We start from the raw sequence: 19657 nt of genomic DNA, 5'->3' as shown, positions 1-19657 counted from the left end.
CGCCCTCGGCCTGGTCAAGCCTGCGTGCCGCCAGTTGATGCTGACCGATCGGCCGCGAAAGCAGATCAAGAAACCTTGGCGGGGCGCGAAGCCGCTCGAAAAACTTCGGCAAGTTGGGATAGAATCATTCCGGCAAGCATGAGAGCCCAGCCCGCAAGCGCTCTTAAGGAGAGACGCTCACCGAGAATCACCCATCCGGCGAGAGCCGCCACAGGTGATTCCATGCTCAAGAGAATGGACGCATGGGCCGGATGCGCATCCCTTTGGGCTACCACCTGTAGTGTGTAGGCAATCCCAACGGAAACGAGCCCTCCATAGAGGATGGGCACTGCGGCACCACAAACCGACGACCATGAGAGGGGTTCAAAAACCGCCGTGCACAGAAGACTCAAGACCGAACATACGGCAAATTGACAACAGGCCAGCTTGACAGAATCGCACCGGGGCGACATCCAGCCCAGAAGCAGCACATGGGCGGTCCAAAAAAGGGCTCCTGCAAGGACCAAAGCGTCGCCGAAGGCCATGGTAAAATCCCGAGTGATACTCAAGAAGTAGAGCCCCACGGCGGCAAGAAACGCTCCCACCCACGTGCCCAAAGAGGGTCGCTGTTTCCAGATCAAGCCGAAGAGGGGAACCATGACCACGTACAATCCGGTGATAAACCCGGCCTTGCCGGCGGTGGTGAACACAATCCCCACCTGCTGCAGGGTGGCGCCGCCGAAGAGCACCATGCCCAAAGGAAGCCCGGATCGCCATGCAGCGCGCCATCGGGTATCGGTGTGCGGCAAGAGGGCGGGACTGTTTGTGCGCCGGTCCATGACAGCGATGAGAGGGACCAGGGAGAGGCTTCCCAAGGCGAATCGAATGCCGTTAAAGGCCATGGGCCCAATCGCTTCCATGCCTTTGCGTTGGGCCACGAAAGCGATGCCCCACAAAATGGCCGTGGTCAAAAGGAGCAGGTCGGCTTTGAGCGTCTGCGTGTGCATGAGCAAACCCTGTGGAATGGGAGTTTTGAGGATCGTCGCCGTTACAGAATCAGTGACAATAGCCGAGAGCCTTTGAACGAGTCAAGCTAGAGAACGATTTTTCTTGCGCGGCCTCCGCCAAAATGAATATGAAAGAGATACCACCGACAAGTGCCAGGGTGTTCGTCCGGAAAGGGGTTTTCAGGGTCGTTTGCGTGCTATTCTGTAGGAGGGCCGCAAGTCGCGATCTCCAGATGGACCCGGATGCCCATGGGACCCGCACCGCTCCGTGTCGCGGCGTGTGCCGCTCCTCCAGAATCGGGCCCCAGAGGGGGTGGGGCGGCCTCCAGGTCGTCCGGAAACGGGCGGACCGGCAGAAGCCAGTTTCTTCATAGCACATCGGGGACGAACCCACGGGATCGGAGGGACGCGCTCCTGCGCGTCCGGAAATGTGGGGACCGCAAGGAAGCGGCCCCTCCGTTGTGACTTGCCCTGCGCGAACGCCTACGGAAGGCCTTTTGGGACGAACTTCTAACCAACCTTCAGTTCAAAAGAAGGGCCGCAGCATGGATTCCCGCGGCGATTTTTCCCTTTGCACGAATGGAAGGTGACCATGCACGAGGAGGAGCGGTTCACAAGACCTGTTTTGATCACAGGAGCCACGGGCTATGTGGGCGGGCGACTCACTCCACGGCTGCTGGCCGCGGGTTATAAGGTGCGCGTCACCGCACGATCCGTATCCAAGGTGCGGTGTCGTCCCTGGGGCCGGCATCCAAACCTTGAAGTCTTTCGAGCCGACGTCATGGATCGGGATTCCCTGGTGCGTGCTGCTCACGGTTGCCGAGCGGCCTACTACCTGGTGCATTCCATGGCGCCTGGAAAAGAGGATTTTGCCCACGCCGACCGCATCGCGGCCGAAAACATGGTGATCGCCGCAGGCAAGGCGCGCATGGAACGCCTCATCTACCTCGGCGGCCTGGGTCGAGAGACACCGGATCTTAGCAAGCATTTGCGTTCTCGGTTGGAAGTGGCCCAGATTCTGCGATCCGGTCCCACGCCCACGACGTTTTTGCGGGCCGCCATGATTCTCGGATCCGGAAGTGCTTCTTTTGAAATCCTACGATACTTGGTGGATCGACTCCCGATTATGATCACGCCGCGCTGGGTGCGCACACCGTGCCAGCCCATCGCCATCAGCAACGTCCTGCACTACCTCCAAGGATGCTTGGAATCGCCTCATGTGCTGGGACAAACCCTGGATATCGGGGGTCCAGACGTTTTGACCTATGAGGATCTAATGCGCATCTATGCGGAAGAAGCGGGTCTGCCCCGCCGATGGATTCTTCCGCTGCCTGTGCTGACACCTCGCCTAAGTTCGTATTGGCTCAACCTGGTCACACCGGTGCCCATGGCCTTGGCCAGGCCCCTGGCGGAGGGGCTGCGCAACGCGGTGGTGTGCGAAGATTTTCGTATTCGCCAATGGATTCCTCAAAAACTGCTCAGTTGCCGAGAAGCCATTCGAGAAGCTCTTCAAAAGATTCGGCAGGCTCAGGTGGAAACATGCTGGGCGGACGCGGGCTGGACTACACCTCCGGAGTGGATCCAATGTGGGGATGCCCCCTACGCGGGGGGGGACGGTCATGGAGTGTGCCTACAGGATGGTTCTTCCCGTAGCCGCGTCTCAGGTGTGGGCATTGGTGGAGCAGATCGGCGGTGCCCAAGGGTGGTTTTTTGGGGATTGGCTGTGGCGGGCGCGCGGCTGGATCGACCGGTGGGTCGGAGGTTTCGGCCACATGCGAGGAAGGCGCGAGCCGTATCGACTGTACGTGGGCGATACGGTCGACTACTGGAGAGTGCTGGAAATCCTTCCCGAACGACGGCTTTTGCTTCTGGCGGAAATGAAGATGCCCGGCGAGGCCGTCCTGGATTTTCGCCTGGCACCTTCCGACCGCCATCACACGGAAGTGCAAGTCATCGCACGGTTTCATCCTCGAGGCCTTACCGGCATGGCCTACTGGGCTCTGTTGCGTCCATTACACAAGCGCATCTTTCGCGGCTTTTTGCAAGGCCTTGCTGCAGCGCTTGGAACGGTTCCTTCGGCCGGGCCGGAACCTTTTGACGCACGCATGCCGCACGCCTGTCATTTGGCAGCCTGACGGTTGCACACCAAAAGGAGAATCCCATGATGAAGACAAAAGCATCTCGTTTCGTTCTCATGCTATGGCTGCTGGCATGGGCGGTAGCCGCGCCTGGGTCTCTAGGGATTTCCTGGGCCGGACCTTCCTTGGTCATTGTGGGAGACAGCCTTGGAGAAGGGGTGCAGTCCGGGGATGCCAATCTGCGCACTCAACCCTACAGTTACGGGATGTGGGTGGCTCGACAGGCCAGGCTGAACCTCACCTTGCCCTACATTGTCAGCGGTCCTCTGGGCGTCGTGGGGGACACCTCCGTGCGGCATCGACTGTTTCCCTACACGAAGTCCAGTAATCTGGCCGTTTCCGGCGCCGACTCCTGGTCGGTGCTTCATGACCGGGCCCTGGCCACGTCGCCTCAAGCCATCACCAGCGAGACGGAACTGGTGCTTTTTCCGAGAACCGGCAGCCAGATCGAAATCGTGGAAGCCCTCCAGCCTGAAACCGTTCTGTGTTGGATCGGAAACAACGATGTGCTCTCCGCCGTGCTTGCCTACGACCAGTTGAATGCGACCCGGCTCGCCGCCCTTATGACCTTACCGCAAGACTTTGAGGCTAACTATCGGGAACTGGTATCCCGCCTCAGTCAGAGTGCACGCCATGTGGTGTTGGCTGATCTTCCCGATGTGACCGACATCGCCTTTCTATTGGACAACGAAGACCTGGAGCGATTTCTGGGGCCTGGGCAATATCTCGACGAAGGCTCTCGAACCACTGTGGCGGCCCTTTTTATGATCCTGCTAGGTTTTGCGAATCCGAGTATTTTTCAAAATTCGGACTACGTGCTGGATGCGGCGGAAACGGCCATAGTTCAGGAACGCACCGAGGCATTGAACGCCGTCATCCACAAAGTGGCCCAAGAATTTGGGTTTCCGGTGGTGAAGATTTCAAAGAAATTTAGGGAATATGCTCAGAATCCTCCCGTTTACGCGGGAACGCCCATCGCGCGGCGCTATTTGGGCGGTCTCTTTAGCCTGGATGGTGTGCACCCGTCCAACATCGGCCACGCCCTGGCGGCCAACGAGTTTCTCTCGACCCTGCAAAGCCGTTACGGGAGGAATGTCTCCCAGCTTAGCGAATCCACGCTGAACGACATCGCCGCTCGGGATCCCTTCGTGGACGTGGACGGCGACGGCCGAGTGCGGGGCCGACCTTTGGCCGGCATGCTGGAAACCATCGCGCCTCTGCTGGGCATTTCCGGTGATGTAGAGGATTCTTGCGCCTCACGGACGGCTCAACAGGTGAGCGATGAAGACCGTCAACGGGCCCTGAGCCTTTTGGAAGCTTTACGGAATCCTTCACGGCGCGGCGCCGCCGTCTGGTCCCAAAACGAGATTCGCCGGGTTATCCTCAATCTCTTTCACCCATGAGTCGAGGACTCGACAACCCACGCATCGATGGAATAAGAGGAGAGCAAACGCGTGGAGACGGAGAAAGGGAACGGCGCACTTGAAAAAAAAAGAGGGCTCTCACCCTACGGTAAAGCCCTCTTTGTTTCCTGGCGGGGACGACCGGACTTGAACCGGCGGCCTCCGGCGTGACAGGCCGGCGTTATAACCGTCTTAACTACGTCCCCTTGTTTGTGTGGTGGGCGGAACAGGGCTCGAACCTGCGACCCCCGGCTTGTAAGGCCGATGCTCTCCCACCTGAGCTATCCGCCCCCGAAATTCCGTCGGGATCATGTCGGCCTTGCCCTTGCGTGAGGCCTTTTACTAGTCGAAGTGCCCCAGCCGTGTCAAGCCCTTTTTGGAAAGCTTCAGTGGGCGTGAATGTCGTCCGGGCACGGCACCGGCTCGGCACCAAAGAAAACGGGTTCCGCAGGGGACGGCGTGTCCTTGAAAAGCCGCTCCGGATCATCCAGGACCAGCGCTTTTCGAAGCACGTCATCCATGTGCCCCACTAGCTCCACGTTGACCTCTTCAAGGATCTTGCCCGGAATGTCACGAAGATCCTTGGCGTTTTCCTCAGGAATGAGCACCGTCTTGATGAGACCTCGGTGGGCCGCAAGAATCTTTTCCTTCAGCCCCCCGATGGGCAACACGCGGCCGCGAAGCGTAATCTCGCCGGTCATGGCCACGTCACTGCGCACCGGGATCCTGGTCAAGGCTGACACCATCGACGTGGCCATGGTGATACCTGCCGAGGGGCCGTCTTTGGGAATCGCTCCTTCCGGCACGTGGACGTGCAGGTCCGTGTTTTCATAAAAATCCTTCGCAATGCCCAAACGTTCCGCTCGAGAGCGCACGTAACTGAAGGCGGCCTGCGCGGATTCCTGCATGACATCGCCAAGTTTTCCCGTGATGATGATCTTGCCCTTGCCCGGCATGATCACCGTCTCAATACCCAAAAGGTCTCCGCCGAATTCCGTCCAGGCCAAACCGACGGCCAAACCTACCTCATCGCGCTCTTCCGCTCGACCATACCGGAACTTGGGCACGCCCAAGTATTCCTGCAGGATTTCTTCCGTCAGCACCACCCGGGTCTCAGGGCCGCTTCGCACCACTTCCTTGGCCACCTTGCGGCAAATGGAGGCGATTTCCCTTTCCAGGTTGCGCACGCCCGCCTCCTTGGTGTAGTGACGAATGATGCGCAAAAGGATTTCATCGGGAAAAACCACGTTTTCCTGCGTAATGCCGTTGGCCTCACATTGTTTTGGCACCAAGAAGCCCTTGGCGATCTGCAGCTTTTCGATTTCCGTATAGCCCGGCAGCCGAATGATTTCCATGCGGTCCTGCAAAGGCAAAGGAATGGAGTGCAGCGTGTTGGCGGTGGTGATGAAAAACACCGAGGACAAGTCAAAATCCAGATCCAGGTAATGGTCGTTGAAGGCGAAATTCTGTTCCGGATCCAACACTTCCAGAAGCGCCGCCGCGGGATCGCCACGAAAATCCATGGTCATCTTGTCGATTTCGTCGAGACAAAACACCGGGTTGTTGCTCTTGACCTTGCGCAGGCTTTGAATGATCTTGCCCGGCATGGCGCCGATGTACGTGCGCCGATGTCCTCGAATTTCCGCCTCATCCCGCACGCCTCCCAGAGACAACCGCACGAAGTTGCGGTTCATGGCGCGAGCAATGGAACGCGCCAGCGACGTCTTGCCGACTCCGGGAGGTCCCACGAAGCACAAAATGGGGCCCTTGATCTTTTTCACCAAGGACTGCACGGCCAGATACTCCAGGATGCGCTGTTTGGGCTTTTCCAGGCCGTAATGATCTTCGTCCAACACCGCGGCCGCTTGGTCGATGTCCAGCTTGTCCTGGGTTTTTTCACACCAAGGCAAAGAGAGAATCCAATCAATGTAATTGCGCACCACGGTGGCTTCGGCACTCATGGGGGACATGAGTTTGAGTTTCTTAAACTCATGGCGCACTTTGGCCGCCGCTTCCTTGCTGAGCCGTTTTTTCTTGATGCGCTTTTCCAGTTCCTCCAATTCGGACTTGAAATCGTCCTTTTCTCCCATTTCCTTCTGGATGGCCCGCATCTGCTCGTTAAGATAGTACTCCCGCTGGGTCTTTTCCATCTGCTTCTTGACCCGGCCCTTAATGCGTTCCTCCGTCTTGATGATCTCGATTTCCGCCCGAATGTAACCAAAGAGCTTTTCCAGCCGCCGCACAGGATCCAAGATCTCCAAGAGCTTTTGCTTCACCTCGATCTTGAACGGCATATAAGCTGCCACCGTGTCGGCCAGCCGAGACGGTTCGTCGATGTCGTTGACCGCGTCGAGGATTTCCTGGGTGATCTTCTTATTGTGCTTGGCATACGCCGCAAAGGACGTGCGCACACCGCGCCGCAAGGCCTCCACTTCCGTAGGATCCGCCTGAAAAGTTTCGTCCAACGATTCCGCCTTGACATAAAAGGCGTCGGGCTGGGACAAAAACTCGGCGATACGACACCGATGCTCGCCTTCCACCAAGACCTTGACCGTGCCGTCGGGCAAGCGCAACAGCTGTAAAATGGTGGCGACCGTTCCGATGCGGTAAATGTCGCCGGGGCCTGGGTTGTCCGTCTTGGCGTTTTTCTGGGCGGCGAGAAAGATCTTTTTGTCGGTGTGCATCGCCTTTTCCAAGGCGTTGACTGACTTGTCTCGGCCCACAAAAAGAGGCACCACCATGGCGGGGTAGACCACGATGTCCCGCAAGGGAAGCAGGGGCATGACGACCGAACAGCTTAGGGTCAGAGGATGGTCTTTCTTGCGAATTCTTTCTAACATAGGCAACCGCTTTTCCTAAACTCTCTCTAAGCCGACTCGCGGCTCTGACTGTGGTAAAGCAAGATGGGACGATCGTTGTTGGTCACGACCTCTTCGTTCACCACGCACTCCTCCACATCTGTCTGCGATGGCAGGTCATACATCACGTCGAGCATGATGTTTTCCATGATGGATCGCAGACCTCGGGCGCCCGACTTTCGGCGAAGCGCTTCCTTGGCAATGGCTCGCAGCGCCCCTTCCGTGAAACGCAGCTTCACGTTTTCCAGTTCGAACAGTTTTCGATACTGCTTCACCAGGGCGTTGCGGGGTTCCGTGAGGATCTGAATGAGTTCCTCCTCAGTCAGTTCGCCCAGCGTGGCAATGACCGGAAGCCGCCCCACAAATTCCGGAATCAGGCCGAACTTGATCAGATCCTCCGGCTGCACCTGGCACAAAGTTTCCCCAATGCTCCTTTCATCCTTGCTCTTGATATCGGCGGCAAAACCCAGACCCTTGACGCCTGTTCTAGACTTGATGATCCCTTCAAGGTGGTTGAAGGCGCCTCCGCAGATGAACAAGATGTCAGTGGTGTCAATCTTGATGAATTCCTGCTGCGGGTGTTTGCGGCCGCCTTTGGGAGGCACATTGGCCACGGTGCCTTCCAGGATCTTAAGCAAAGCCTGCTGCACACCTTCGCCCGACACATCGCGAGTGATCGAGGGACTGTCGGACTTTCTGGCGATCTTGTCGATTTCGTCAATGTAGACGATCCCTCGCGATGCCCTTTCAATGTCGTAGTCCGCCGCCTGAATGAGGCTTACCAGAATGTTTTCCACGTCCTCGCCCACATACCCGGCTTCCGTCAGCGTGGTGGCGTCGGCGATGGTGAAGGGCACGTTGAGGATCTTGGCCAGAGTCTGGGCTAAGAGGGTCTTGCCTGACCCTGTGGGGCCGATCATGAGGATGTTGCTCTTTTGCAGTTCCACATCGTCTTTTTTGTCCGGGCGCAGTTCAATGCGCTTGTAATGATTGTGCACCGCCACCGAAAGAATCTTCTTGGCCTGCTCCTGCCCAATGACATACTGGTCAAGAGCCGCCTTGATCTCCGCGGGCTTCGGAATGTGGTTCGTTCGATTCACTTCATCCCGCTCATATTCTTCAGCGATGATGTCGTTGCACAGTTCCACACATTCATCACAAATGTAAACGGTCGGACCGGCGATCAATTTCTTGACCTCGTTTTGGCTCTTTCCGCAAAAAGAGCAGCGCAGCTCTCCCGTTCTCTCATCACGCTTCTTAGCCATGGATGACCTCCTCCACTTATGCCAGGGGTTCATGCGCTGTCCCATTGCCGAGCGCTCCCTGACCCTAACAGCACTTCCTTTAAGATCGCCAGCCCCATCTGCTGGATTGTCACTTTATGATAACGCCTGTTCGGCATCCTATCAACGGCTCTTCGCCCGTGCAACCAAATAAAGCAAAATGTGAGCCAAGAAGAGCTACCGGCGATGCGGGGATGGGCGGTGAAACGTTGGATTTAAAGGAAAGGATAGGGGTGTTGGAATTTCCAAATGGGGTTGGCCGTGCGCGCATGCCCCCCCTGCGCGAGCACTCATGCGGGCGCGGCCGACACCAGAATCGCCGGCTTTAGGTGGATCGAGGGACGTCCGCGGACCCTTCCATGCGCCGCACGATTACCTCATCCACCAAACCGTAGTCCTTTGCCTGAAATCCTGACATGTAGAAATCCCGATCCGTATCCTTTTCAATCTGCTCCAAGGGCCTTCCCGTGTGGTGCATGAGAATCTTGTTCAATTCTTCGCGCAACCGCAGGATTTCTCGGGCTTGAATGTCCACGTCCGTGGCCTGGCCCTGAAAACCGCCCATGGGCTGATGGAGCATGATGCGGGCGTGGGGCAGGGCGTAGCGCTTGCCCTTCACTCCGGCGGCCAAAAGGACGGCCGCCATGCTGGCCGCCTGTCCCATGCACACAGTGGACACATTGGGCTTAATGTACTGCATGGTGTCGTAGATGGCCAAACCGGCCGTGACCAATCCGCCGGGGGAATTGATATAGAAGTGAATGTCTTTGTCTGGGTCTTCCGATTCCAGGAAAAGCATCTGCGCGATGATCACATTGGCCACTTCATCGGTAATGGCCGTCCCCAGAAAGATAATGCGGTCCCTGAGGAGGCGCGAGTAAATGTCAAAGGCCCTCTCTCCACGGCCGCTCTGCTCAATCACAATGGGAATCAAAGACATGACAATACCTCCCACCTCAACTGGCCGTTTCGGCTGAAGCCGCCTTGGCCACGGCGTGGTCTTCCAAGAGTTTGAATACCTTTTCTTCCAGCTTTTGATGAAGCATTTCCGTCACAATGGCACTGTCCTCATATTCCGCCTTTACCCGCTCCGGAGTCGTTCGGTACAGTCGCGCCACTTCCGTGTAGACGGCATCTTTCTCGGTCTCACTCAGTTCCAGGTTTTCCTGAGCGCTGATTTGTTCCACAATCAGACGCCATCGAATGGCTCTTTCGGCTGCCGGACGTTGTTCCGCTCGAATTTCCGGGGTGTAAAATCGGCTGGGATCAATCTTGAGTCCCTGAGCGGTCATTTGATGGACAAAATGCTGAATGCGGCGCTCCACTTCCCGCTCCACCACCTTCTCGGGAATCTCAAAGCTGGTCTTGTTCAACAATTGGTCCACGATGGCGGCCCGAATCCTCTGCTTCGTGGCCTGCTCGGCAGCTCGCACCAGTCTCTCCTTCAAGGCCTCCTTGAGGGCGTCCACGGTGGCGTAGCCGCCCACTTTTTGGGCAAAGGCCTCGTTCAGTTCGGGCAGAATCTTTTCCTTGATGTCTTTAACCGTCAGTTCAAAGCGGACCGTTCTTCCCGCAAAATCCCGAACCTCGGCATCTTCGGAAAAATCCAGCGAAAAATCCACCGTCTCACCGGCGCAACGCCCCACAAGCCGGGCGTCAAAGTCCGGATGAATCCTGTGCGTTCCCAATTCGAGATAAAAATCCTTTTGCACGCCTTTTACAAACACGGTCCCGTCCATGGACGGCACCACATCCACAATGACATAGTCTCCCCACTGGGCGGGCCGGTCGCTCGGAACAGAGCGCACTTCAGCATGCCGTTCCTGAAGGGCTCGCAGCTCTTCTTCCACCTTTTCGTCACCAATCTCTTCCGTAGGCGGTACTTCCACTTCCAAGCCCAAATAGTCCTTGACTTCAAAGACCGGCCGCACCTCCACGATGGCGGAATAGGCAAAGGACCCATCGGGCTCAAACCGATAGTCCTCCACGTCGCCTTCCATCATGGGCTTGAGCTCCGCTTGCTTCAAAGCGTCCGGATACGTCTCTTGAACGATATGGTTGGAAACTTCCCCATGAACCGTTTTGCCATAATAGGATTCCAGTATCTTTCGAGGGACCTTGCCGGGGCGAAATCCTTTCAGGCGCACTTGCTGGCTGAGCTGCCGGTAGCGCTTGTCCAACTCCTTTTTCACAGCACGGGGTTCCACGACAACGAGCAGCTTTTTCTGGGTCGGCCCCAGGTCGGTCACGGTAACTTTCATTTCCACGGTCAAACCTTCCTTGTGTTCGCTTGAGCTTTTATGGCCCCTTTCCCCAAGGGGACCGGACAAATTTTTGGCGGCGTTCCATCCCGATGCCATGGGCTTTCGCCCAAAAACGAAACGAAGTTAGAAACCCTGGGGGACTAACTTCGTTGTCTCATCAATCACACGACCCTGGCAGACTGTGCCACGTTCCTGACGGACCGGAGACGTGGAGCGGCTCGGGTGCGAGAGGGGGGAGTCGAACCCCCAAGCCCGAGGGCGCTGGATCCTAAGTCCAGTGCGTTTGCCAATTCCGCCACTCTCGCGAAATTTTGCGGCGAAGCACATGATCTTCTAATCGTTCCGCGGGCACAGTGTCAAGGGAAAAGGAATCAATAGGTTAGCGATTCTCCTGTGCCGACGAAGCGCTTGCCAAAAAGTGCATATCCCGGTGTTCATGACGCGGTAAATTAGGTAATATGTTTTTAAGTCGACCCTTCGACCCAGGTTCATGGCGGGTGTCTCAGTGCGAAAATGGTTAGCAACGGTGTGTCGGCACAAGGAGGTGGCGTTCATGGTCGTGTATCGTCGCAAAGAGGATAGTCAGACATGGCACTGGTGTTCCAATTGCAGTCGGTACCCCACGGGGCAGGACATCATCAAGAGGCAAAGCCGCCCCGAGTATGGGGAATTTTGCAGCGAATGCACGGTTAAGGAACAGACAGGGGATTGCAAATCCGATTCCTTCTTTTCCGTAAGAAAATGACGTTCGTGGCGACATAGAAACCAAACCATGAAGGATGCCGTTTTGGCGGCGTCTCAGGCCGTTGGCAAGGGGGGTGGAGCGGGGAAGGTCTTTCGGGCCGCTGGAGGTGTGACATGAGAAGGCGGTTTCATGTCCTTCCCGGGGGAAAATCCGCAGCTGTGGGCGGAGCCTTGCAGCCCCTGAGGCTGTATCGCGCTTATTCCATTGCGGAAATGGAAAAGGAGGATGTGACCTATTACGGGGTTCGCGTCCACTGGTACCGGCTAGACAGAGCGGAGCCGTTGACGGCCGTGGAAAACCTGGTGGCGGGTTACGACAAACTCGATCAAATCACACAGCGCCAGGCCCTGGAAGAGGTCTTGCGCTACCTGACGGAAGAGGAAGTGTGGGGCCTGAGGACATACCTGCGGAAACGGCACGGCCTGGAAGTGATTGCCGAAGAGGTGCCCTTGCCCATTGAGGTTCCTACGGGCCCTTTTCGTTCGCCTTATGGCGAAGTGTTTGAATTTCTGGAGTTGTCCGAGCAGCCGGGCTACGCGCTGCCCTTTAGGATTTGGGGTTATTATTCTGTCCGAGGATGCCTCAGTGGGCCGAACGTGGCCAAAGGCGTTCGGTTCCTGCAAAAAGCGTTGGAAAAGCTCAAGGTGACAAAGAATGTCTCGACCAAGGACCTGGAAGGAGTGATCAAGGCCCTGTATTTCGAAGAGGGTCTGGTGGTCACTGCCCGAAATCGCGATGGGTCTTGAAAAGACGGGGCCGCTCCGCACGCCTTGAAGCGGCCCAAAGCACCGTCCCCTGGGATCAGTACAAAAACATGGGTTTGCCCATGACGTGGCGCACCTTGGGACGGTAGTTTTCCACATCGTAGAGTTCATGCACATCCACGCGCTTTTGGCCTGATACGACGATGCTCACCGGCATGTCCGTATAAATGCCCTTGCTCAGCGCCACCATGCGGCCGAAATTTTTCCTTAAGGCCAAATCCACGGCCATGTTGGCAAAGTTCACCGCCACCATGAGATCCAAGGAGTCTGGGGCACCACTGCGCATGAGGTAAGATAGCTGCTGATAAATGATGTCCTGCCCGGTCAGTTTCTTTAAAATCTCACCGGTGACCAGTCCGATGCCGCCCAGCTTTTTGTGTCCGTACGCGTCCGCTTCACCGCGCTCCAGAATCGTGCCGCTCAGCATGCGAGCACCTTCACTGATGGTCAACATGGCGTAATTGCTTGGATTGTTCTTCTTGTCTTCCATGATCAGCGTGGATAATCGTTCGGGATCAAAGGGCACTTCGCTGATGATGGCCCGATCCGTTCCCGCTAGATAGGCGCTCACCAGAGATGTTTCCCCGCAATGACGGCCGAAAAGTTCGATGACGCCGATGCGCTCATGAGAGCCCGTGGACGTTCTTAAGGCGTGAATAAAATTAACACTGCGGGTTACCGCCGTGGAAAAACCGATACAGTAATCGGTACCGAAAACATCGTTATCCATGGTTTTGGGAATCGCCAGCACGCGAAAACCTTCCTGATGCAATCGCACCGCATAGCTCAGGGTGTCATCCCCGCCGATGGCCACCAGACAGTCCACGCCGAGCTGATCCAAGTTGTTGAGCACATGGGCTGTGAAGTCCTTTTTTTCCCCTTCGGCACTGAACTGACCAGCCAAAAAGGGTGGGGCTTCCTTAAGGCGCACGGCGGCGGGGTTGGTTCGAGAGGTGTGAAGATACGTGCCGCCCGTGCGGTCGATGGTGCGAACCGTGTTCTTTTCCAGCCACTGAAAGCACTGAGAAAAGGTCTCCGAATCGTCAGGATTGTAGTCGAGAAGCCCCGCCCAGCCTCGGCGAATGCCGAGGACGCGAAAGCCTTCCTCGACGCATCGGTACACCAGAATCTTGATGCAGGGGTTAAGACCGGGGACATCGCCTCCACCCGTAAGAATGCCCACGGTCTTGATCGGTCGCAACTCACCGCCCATTGTCCTGCCTCCTTGACAAGGAATGACAATCCACACTCCAGGCCTTCGATCCATGGATCGACGACCATTTACTGTATCCTATGCTTCTACAGGTGCAAAGGGATCCCTTTACGAATGGCTTGGCGTCTGCTAGGAAGAGGGCTGGGCGCGGCGGGTTCGTCGTCTCAAAATTTGTCTGGGTGTCGGTGGAGGTGGCAAGACGATGGAAAAGAAGGAAGGCCATGATTTTTGGCAGGACCACTCCATAAGGTTTTTGGAAATGGCCATGCGAACGGATCGCATGGAAACCCTCACGCATGCCGACGGTCACGGAAAAAAGACGGGAGCCTGCGGAGATACAGTGGAGTTTTTCCTGCTCACCGATGCAGACGGGATTATTCGGCGCGTGTCCTTTCAGGTGCAAGGATGCCTGAACACCGTCGCTTGCGCCAATGCCGTCTGTGAATTGGTGGAAGGAAAATCTGTGGATGAAGCGTGGGAGCTGACTCCGGAACAGGTCATCGAGTATCTGGAGTCGCTTCCAAAGCATGAACATCACTGTGCGGAGTTGGCCGTGGGAGCGTTTTACTTGAGCATTGCCGATGTGCAGCGAAAAAGGCGGGACCTTGGAAAAAAATCTATGGAAGTCGTGGTGCAAGCCACTGAAGAAAGTCGCCCACATCTTGAATGACGGCCTGTAGGCCGGTGCGTGGCGCAAAGTCGGGATCCCAAAGACGGGCCCTTCCGCAAGAACGGTCACGCCGGAAGTAAGCCCCTGGACGACGGCGCTCACGATGGGTTCGATTTCGGCGTGAAGAATCGTCAGACCCAACACATCCGGCGGCCGGCGGCGACAGGCGTCCAAAATATGTTCGGCGGAACACAATAAACCCAGACGCACGGTGCGGACTCCGACGGCTCGAGCCGCTGCTTCGATGACATCCAAGCCGTGTCCCCAACCATCGTCAAGGGTTTCCAGGTAAAGGATGGGAAAACGATCCGATGCGGGCCGAGCATCCGCGCCCAGCGCTTCCTGAAGCCTTTGAAGCTCCTTCAGCTCTTGAAGCACCTGCCAGCGTCCAGGAAGTCCGAAAACACGCCAGTGTTGTGCTCGTTCACGCACGAGCGCTTTAAATGCTTCCCAGGACATGGCCGACGGCTGGCTAAGTGGGCTCATGCATGCAGATGCCTTCGGAAAGAAACTTCTTTTCTTCCGCCAATCTTTGGCGAAGCCACACGAGCACTTTGTGGAATTCGTCCCGTAATTCCCGCAGAGCTCGGCCGCGATGACTGACCGCCGCCTTTTCTTCCGGCGTCATTTCCGCAAAGGTTTTTCCCGCTGGCGGATAATAGAATACGGGATCATACCCGAAACCGAAACGTCCTCGAGGTTCCGTGGTGATTTCCCCTTCGCACGTGGCTTCGTAGGTCAGGGCCGGGCCCATGGGCACGGCCAGTGAAAGAACGCACACAAACCGTGCCCTACGATGGGTTTGGCCTTTCATGGCTTGAAGGAGTTTGCGGTTGTTGTCCTCATCCGTGGCCTGACAGCCGGCGTAACGGGCCGAATGCACGCCGGGCGCACCCCCCAGAGCTTCCACTTCCAGGCCGGAATCGTCGGCCAGAGCCGGAAGGCCCAGAACGCGGGCCGTAAAAAGGGCTTTCTTGTAGGCATTTTCCTCAAAGGTTTGACCGTCCTCTCGAGGTTCGGGAATGGGTCCGAAGTCGGCCACGTCTTTGACTTCCACAGGAAAACCGTGCAGAAGAGCTCGAATCTCTGAGGACTTGGCGCGATTTCGCGTTGCAATGACCAAAGTGATGGGTTCCATCATTCCGTCCGTGCCTCCTTTGCGGGCAGCTCATGCCTTTTAAGGCCTTCGCGCTATGCTATCAGCGGATGTTTAGCCTGATGAGGCGGGAGATGCGGTTGTGTCTATGGCATCCTGGTCTTCGGTCTGTTCTTTCTTGCCAAAAAAATGAGCGATCCACACGCTCATTTCATAAAGGATCAACAGGGGGATGGCCATAAGGATCTGCGTGAAGACATCGGGAGGCGTCAGGATCGCTGCGACGATAAAGATGAGGAGTATGGCGTACTTCCTGTGCTTTTGAAGAAAGCTTGCGTTCACCAGGCCTAATTTTGCAAAAAAAAACGTGACCAATGGCAGTTCAAAGATGAGCCCGAAGGCGATGAGAAGACGCGTGGCTAAGGAGAAAAACTCCTTGGTGCTGATCATGGGAGCGATGAATTCCGTAGCAAAGGAAGTAAAGAACTGAAACCCGTAGGGAAAAACCACGAGGTAGCCGAAAGCGGCGCCGCCGAGAAAGAAGATGGTGGAAAGAATGATGATGGGGTAGAGGTACCGGCGCTCATGCTCGTAGAGGCCTGGAGCCACAAAGCGCCAAAACTGGTAGAGAATAACCGGAACCGCCAAGGCAACCCCTCCGAGAAAAGACACTTTGAGGTAGGTCATGAAGGCTTCATGGGGCGCAGTGTAGATGAGCTTTTGATACCCGTCTTTGGGAAGGGCTTGAAGCAGAGGGTGCATCAGCCATGCAAAGATTTTTTCCTTGAAAAAGTACGCTATGACAAACCCGACACCTACGGCCACGAGGCAAATAATGAGGCGTCGTCGCAGCTCCTCCAGATGTTCAGTGAACGGCATTTTGTCGGCGGGCTGGCTCATGAGGCTTTCCGATTTCCGGAAGGTTCTTCTTTGGAAGCATCCTCTTGGATACCGTCGGCCGCCGCCGACACGCTCACCGACGAGGCGATGGAAGAAGGTTCTTCCGTGGATGCGCCGACCTTGAAGGCATCCGACTTGATGGACGTTTGCACGTTCTCGAGCATGATCTGGCTCTGAGCTGTGCGGAACTCCTTTTTCAACTCTTGCACCGTGCTGTCCTGCTCAAAGGTGCTTTTGAGGTCGCTGGTGGCCTTTCGAAATTCCGCCAACCCCCGGCCCAGAGCTCGGGCGAGGTCCGGAAGTTTTCCGGGCCCCACCACGATGAGCGCGATCAGAAGGATGAGCAGGACTTCCTGAAACCCCAACCCGAACATCTCACACCCCCTTGTGATCCGATGATTTCGGCGGCGGGCCCTCGTGGTCCGGAAGTTGCTGATATTGGGCGTCTAGCACATCGGGTTTTCCCGTCCGAAAACCTTCTTTGAACTGGGTGACGCTCTCGCCGAGGGCTTTGCCCACCTGGGCGAGGCGTTTCCCACCGAAGATGAAAATCACGATGACTAAAACCACGAGCAGTTCGGCTGGGCCTAGCCCGAAGACCATGGATCTCCCCTTTTTTGCCGCAAAGCTTGGGTGAGGGCAAAGCGCCCTTCTATTTCGCCGCGTAACTGTGCAGCCCGCTGAGGAGAAAATTCACACCAAAATACGTGAACAAAACGGAACAGAACCCCACCACGGACAACCAAGCCACCCTCGGCCCTCTCCAACCGCGCACCGCTCTCGCATGCAATACGGCCGCATAGATGAGCCACGTGATCAGAGACCAGGTTTCCTTGGGGTCCCAGCTCCAGTAGGATCCCCATGCCGAATTGGCCCACACGGATCCTGTGATGATGCCGATGGAAAGCCAAAAGAAACCGAAAAGGACCATTTGATAGTTGAATTCATCCAATTCCCGGGCCTCGGGAATCAAGCCGGCGGAAAGCACAACCAAAGCGCACTCTCCCTGTCGACGGCGCCACAAGTAGGCCAGGCTGAAGCCGAAAGAGATGGCGAAGGCGGCGTAGCCCATAAAGCAGGTGATTACATGCGCGATGAGCCAGTTGCTCTTGAGGGCTGGCACGAGCGGCTGAATCTTGGAAACAACGTCGGGAGAAAAAGAAGCGTAGGCCATGGCCAAAAAGGCGATGCCCGCCGGCACGAATCCCAGGGCACGGTGCCCGATTTTTCTTTCAAACACCACGTAGATGAGCACCAGAATCCATGAGCCGAACACCAGCGATTCATAGAGGTTGGACAGGGGGGCATGGCCGAAACCCAGATCGTAGGATTCCTTCCATCGAAGCCCAATGCCTGTCGTTTGAACAAGCAGGCTCAGGACTCCGGAGCGTGTGGCCCATGCCAGGAGCTTGGGTTTCTGAAAGGTGACCCCGGCCAGGTAGATGCTTGTGGTCAGTAGATAGGCAAAGGTGGTGATCCCGAGAAGAATGGAACTGTTCATGGCGCGGTATGTCCTTTGGTGCGGCGATGCAGCGTGTCCGCCAGGCGGTCACAAATATGTTGGAATTCCCGTTCAAAGGCAAGGCTTTTCTTGTTGGTCCGGGCGGCGATGACCAGCTGGGTGCCTGGATTGTCACGGTGCGCCCACAGGTACAGTTTCCTGTGGGAGACGTAAAAGGTACACAGAAGGCCAATCAGCAAAGCTACAAATCCCGAAAGAACCACCGGGACGCCGGGATCCCGTTTCACCTGGAATCCCGTGTAGTAGCCGCGTTCCGATGCCAGCACCGTCACGTGATAGCCCAGCAGTCGATTGCCATGAAAATCGGGATGATTCATGAGAATCCACGTGCCTGAAGGCTGTTCACCTTCCTTCCACGTGGCGATGGCCACAGCCGGCCCAAGACCTCTGAAGTCTGCGGTAAAGTCCACCAGCTGCACTTTGCGGTCCGTGGCGCCGAAAGGTAGAGCCTCCCCGAAGGGCAGGTCCAGTTCAAACCGTTCCCCTTCGTCGGGCTTGGTAAAGGCCACGCGCGCGCGCTTCAACAGGGCGCCGTAGGATGCCTGATAAAAAGTGATGCCGCGATAGCTCATGGGATCATTGACGCGAACGGAGGCATTCAAAACAGGCGTGTCGCCCTCCAGAACGGTCACGTTCGATCGAAATTCCTTGGGAACGCCGTTTTCGTAGAAGCTCACATCAAAATCATTGCACCGAACCGCAAAGGGCAGGGCGATCATCGTGCGTTGCCTGGGCAGAAAGATTTCCTGAGTGGTTTCGCCTTCCGCCACATTCATGATGCCCTTAAAACCGTACAGGGACCCCATCAAAGCACCCAAGAAAATCCACAGCACACTCACATGGATCACGTAAACCATGTATCGGGACCAGCGGCCCTTTTCGGCCACCAGCGCCAGGGCGTCAGCCGGAGCGTGCAGGTGTTGCAGGTGGCCGAAGGCGCGACGAAGCACCGTCTCAGCGGTGGGGCGCACCTTGGAGAAGTCCGCCGGGACCTCCATGACGCGATGTAGTTTGTACTTGATGAGTTTGGCTGGATCCAAAAAGTCGTCGCGATTCCGCAGAATCGCATGCGTCTTGGGAAGCCGCTGAAGGGTGCAGGCGATGAGGTTCACACTGAGCGCCACAAAAAGAGCTTGAAACCCTAAGGAGTGATAGAGGTCTGTCATGCGAAGAGCCAGAAGCCAACGGGCCGTCCCGGGGCCGTAGCGCGCCATGACCTCCCGGTCGCTCAAGCCCTGAGGAACCAGGGTGCCTATGAGGCATCCCACGGCAAGGATCAAAAACAAGAAAAGAGCCAGGCGGACACTGCCCAGCACACGCCACAGTTGCCGAAACCTCTCCGCCGTTGCGTTCATGAAAAAAACCTTCCATTCATGGTCACCGTCCTTTGGAAAACGAAAATGCCGAGCTTGCGCACGTGCTCTCAAAGGAGACTGCTTTTTAACCCGCGCCCAAGGTCAAGGCAAGCCACAAGGACGCGCACACCAGGGGAAGCATAGCAAAGGCCTTGGGTCGGTCAAGCATGCCTCAGCCCTACCCCCTTCTCTCTTGACTTTATAGGGGCTTAGTGGAAGCGTCAGGCGAAGGATCAGGCTTTTCAAAGATGGGCGAAAAAAAACCCTTGACATGGGAGAAACGATCTCTATAGTCCACCTTCCGTTGACGCCGCGCGTCGACGGTTGGTGAGGGCCAAAAAAAGCTTGACCCAGGCCGTCGGCTCTGGTAGAAGAACACTTTACCTGCAGCGATCAGGCGGCGGTTCTTTGAAAACTAAATAGTGAGTAGCGTGCTGGGCCTTGAAGAAAGGGACCGCGC

General features: G+C 56.6%; 16 protein-coding genes, 3 tRNA genes and 1 pseudogene. 5 read left to right on the top strand and 15 right to left on the bottom strand.

Features of this window, described 5'->3' with window-relative positions; all coding sequences use genetic code 11:
• Positions 1–65 precede the first annotated feature (65 nt).
• Positions 66–986 carry a DMT family transporter gene (locus ACUVSA_RS06370; RefSeq protein WP_445894193.1) on the bottom strand — a complete coding sequence of 307 codons (921 nt, stop codon included), beginning with the start codon at positions 984–986 and terminating at the stop codon, positions 66–68.
• Positions 987–1578: 592 nt separating this feature from the next.
• On the opposite strand from ACUVSA_RS06370, the pseudogene ACUVSA_RS06365 reads away from it, so the two are divergent.
• Both ACUVSA_RS06365 and ACUVSA_RS06360 read left to right on the top strand, forming a co-directional pair.
• Positions 1579–3121 (top strand): annotated as a pseudogene (locus ACUVSA_RS06365) (SDR family oxidoreductase).
• A 26-nt stretch (positions 3122–3147) separates the two neighbouring features.
• Entirely contained in the window at positions 3148–4527 is a 1380-nt protein-coding gene (locus ACUVSA_RS06360; protein WP_445894192.1) for a GDSL-type esterase/lipase family protein, read from the top strand.
• A 129-nt stretch (positions 4528–4656) separates the two neighbouring features.
• Here the strand turns inward: ACUVSA_RS06360 and ACUVSA_RS06355 are convergent.
• From ACUVSA_RS06355 to ACUVSA_RS06325, 7 genes are all read right to left on the bottom strand, one after another.
• Positions 4657–4733: transfer RNA gene (locus ACUVSA_RS06355), tRNA-Asp, on the bottom strand.
• Between the two features lie 9 nt (positions 4734–4742).
• A tRNA-Val gene (locus ACUVSA_RS06350) sits at positions 4743–4818 on the bottom strand.
• A gap of 95 nt (positions 4819–4913) precedes the next feature.
• Positions 4914–7367 (bottom strand): endopeptidase La, encoded by a 2454-nt coding sequence (gene lon, locus ACUVSA_RS06345; protein WP_445894191.1) that lies wholly within the window; start codon positions 7365–7367, stop codon positions 4914–4916.
• Between the two features lie 26 nt (positions 7368–7393).
• On the bottom strand, positions 7394–8650 hold the full coding sequence (gene clpX, locus ACUVSA_RS06340) for an ATP-dependent Clp protease ATP-binding subunit ClpX (RefSeq protein ID WP_445894190.1): 1257 nt from the start codon (positions 8648–8650) through the stop codon (positions 7394–7396).
• A 343-nt stretch (positions 8651–8993) separates the two neighbouring features.
• Entirely contained in the window at positions 8994–9608 is a 615-nt protein-coding gene (clpP, locus tag ACUVSA_RS06335) for an ATP-dependent Clp endopeptidase proteolytic subunit ClpP (protein WP_445894189.1), read from the bottom strand.
• A 16-nt stretch (positions 9609–9624) separates the two neighbouring features.
• Positions 9625–10929: a trigger factor gene (gene tig, locus ACUVSA_RS06330; protein ID WP_445894269.1), complete on the bottom strand. Its 1305-nt coding sequence runs from the start codon at positions 10927–10929 to the stop codon at positions 9625–9627.
• 226 nt (positions 10930–11155) lie between these two features.
• A tRNA-Leu gene (locus tag ACUVSA_RS06325) sits at positions 11156–11237 on the bottom strand.
• A 248-nt stretch (positions 11238–11485) separates the two neighbouring features.
• On the opposite strand from ACUVSA_RS06325, the gene ACUVSA_RS06320 reads away from it, so the two are divergent.
• A complete protein-coding gene (locus ACUVSA_RS06320) occupies positions 11486–11677 on the top strand; it encodes a hypothetical protein (RefSeq protein WP_445894188.1) in 192 nt (63 codons plus the stop codon).
• A gap of 113 nt (positions 11678–11790) precedes the next feature.
• Positions 11791–12423, top strand: a complete 633-nt coding sequence (locus ACUVSA_RS06315; RefSeq protein WP_445894187.1) for a hypothetical protein — start codon at positions 11791–11793, stop codon at positions 12421–12423.
• Positions 12424–12478: 55 nt separating this feature from the next.
• Here the strand turns inward: ACUVSA_RS06315 and ACUVSA_RS06310 are convergent, their stop codons facing one another.
• Positions 12479–13654 (bottom strand): 6-phosphofructokinase, encoded by a 1176-nt coding sequence (locus ACUVSA_RS06310; RefSeq protein ID WP_445890508.1) that lies wholly within the window; start codon positions 13652–13654, stop codon positions 12479–12481.
• A 202-nt stretch (positions 13655–13856) separates the two neighbouring features.
• Between ACUVSA_RS06310 and ACUVSA_RS06305 the strand changes: the two genes are divergently transcribed.
• Positions 13857–14324, top strand: a complete 468-nt coding sequence (locus ACUVSA_RS06305) for an iron-sulfur cluster assembly scaffold protein (protein ID WP_445894186.1) — start codon at positions 13857–13859, stop codon at positions 14322–14324.
• A 472-nt stretch (positions 14325–14796) separates the two neighbouring features.
• On the opposite strand, the gene ACUVSA_RS06300 is transcribed toward ACUVSA_RS06305, so the two are convergent.
• The 6 genes from ACUVSA_RS06300 to resB all read right to left on the bottom strand — a co-directional run bounded on the left by ACUVSA_RS06300 (position 14797) and on the right by resB (position 19197).
• The gene (locus tag ACUVSA_RS06300; protein ID WP_445894268.1) at positions 14797–15462 is read right to left on the bottom strand and encodes an XTP/dITP diphosphatase; all 666 of its coding nucleotides are present in this window, start codon (positions 15460–15462) and stop codon (positions 14797–14799) included.
• A 72-nt stretch (positions 15463–15534) separates the two neighbouring features.
• The gene (gene tatC / locus ACUVSA_RS06295) at positions 15535–16320 is read right to left on the bottom strand and encodes a twin-arginine translocase subunit TatC (RefSeq protein ID WP_445894185.1); all 786 of its coding nucleotides are present in this window, start codon (positions 16318–16320) and stop codon (positions 15535–15537) included.
• Positions 16317–16694 (bottom strand): Sec-independent protein translocase protein TatB, encoded by a 378-nt coding sequence (gene tatB, locus ACUVSA_RS06290; protein ID WP_445894184.1) that lies wholly within the window; start codon positions 16692–16694, stop codon positions 16317–16319. The genes tatC and tatB overlap by 4 nt, the downstream gene beginning before the upstream one ends.
• Before the next feature lies 1 nt (position 16695).
• Positions 16696–16923 carry a Sec-independent protein translocase subunit TatA/TatB gene (locus ACUVSA_RS06285; protein WP_445890513.1) on the bottom strand — a complete coding sequence of 76 codons (228 nt, stop codon included), beginning with the start codon at positions 16921–16923 and terminating at the stop codon, positions 16696–16698.
• A 49-nt stretch (positions 16924–16972) separates the two neighbouring features.
• Positions 16973–17821, bottom strand: a complete 849-nt coding sequence (gene ccsB, locus ACUVSA_RS06280) for a c-type cytochrome biogenesis protein CcsB (RefSeq protein ID WP_445894183.1) — start codon at positions 17819–17821, stop codon at positions 16973–16975.
• The gene (gene resB, locus ACUVSA_RS06275) at positions 17818–19197 is read right to left on the bottom strand and encodes a cytochrome c biogenesis protein ResB (RefSeq protein WP_445894182.1); all 1380 of its coding nucleotides are present in this window, start codon (positions 19195–19197) and stop codon (positions 17818–17820) included. The genes ccsB and resB overlap by 4 nt, the downstream gene beginning before the upstream one ends.
• Positions 19198–19657: the final 460 nt, after the last annotated feature.

It is taken from the genome of Desulfosoma sp., from assembly GCF_052743555.1.
The sequence above is the reverse complement of the archived record's forward strand: the minus strand, read 5'-3'. Positions and strand labels throughout refer to the sequence as shown.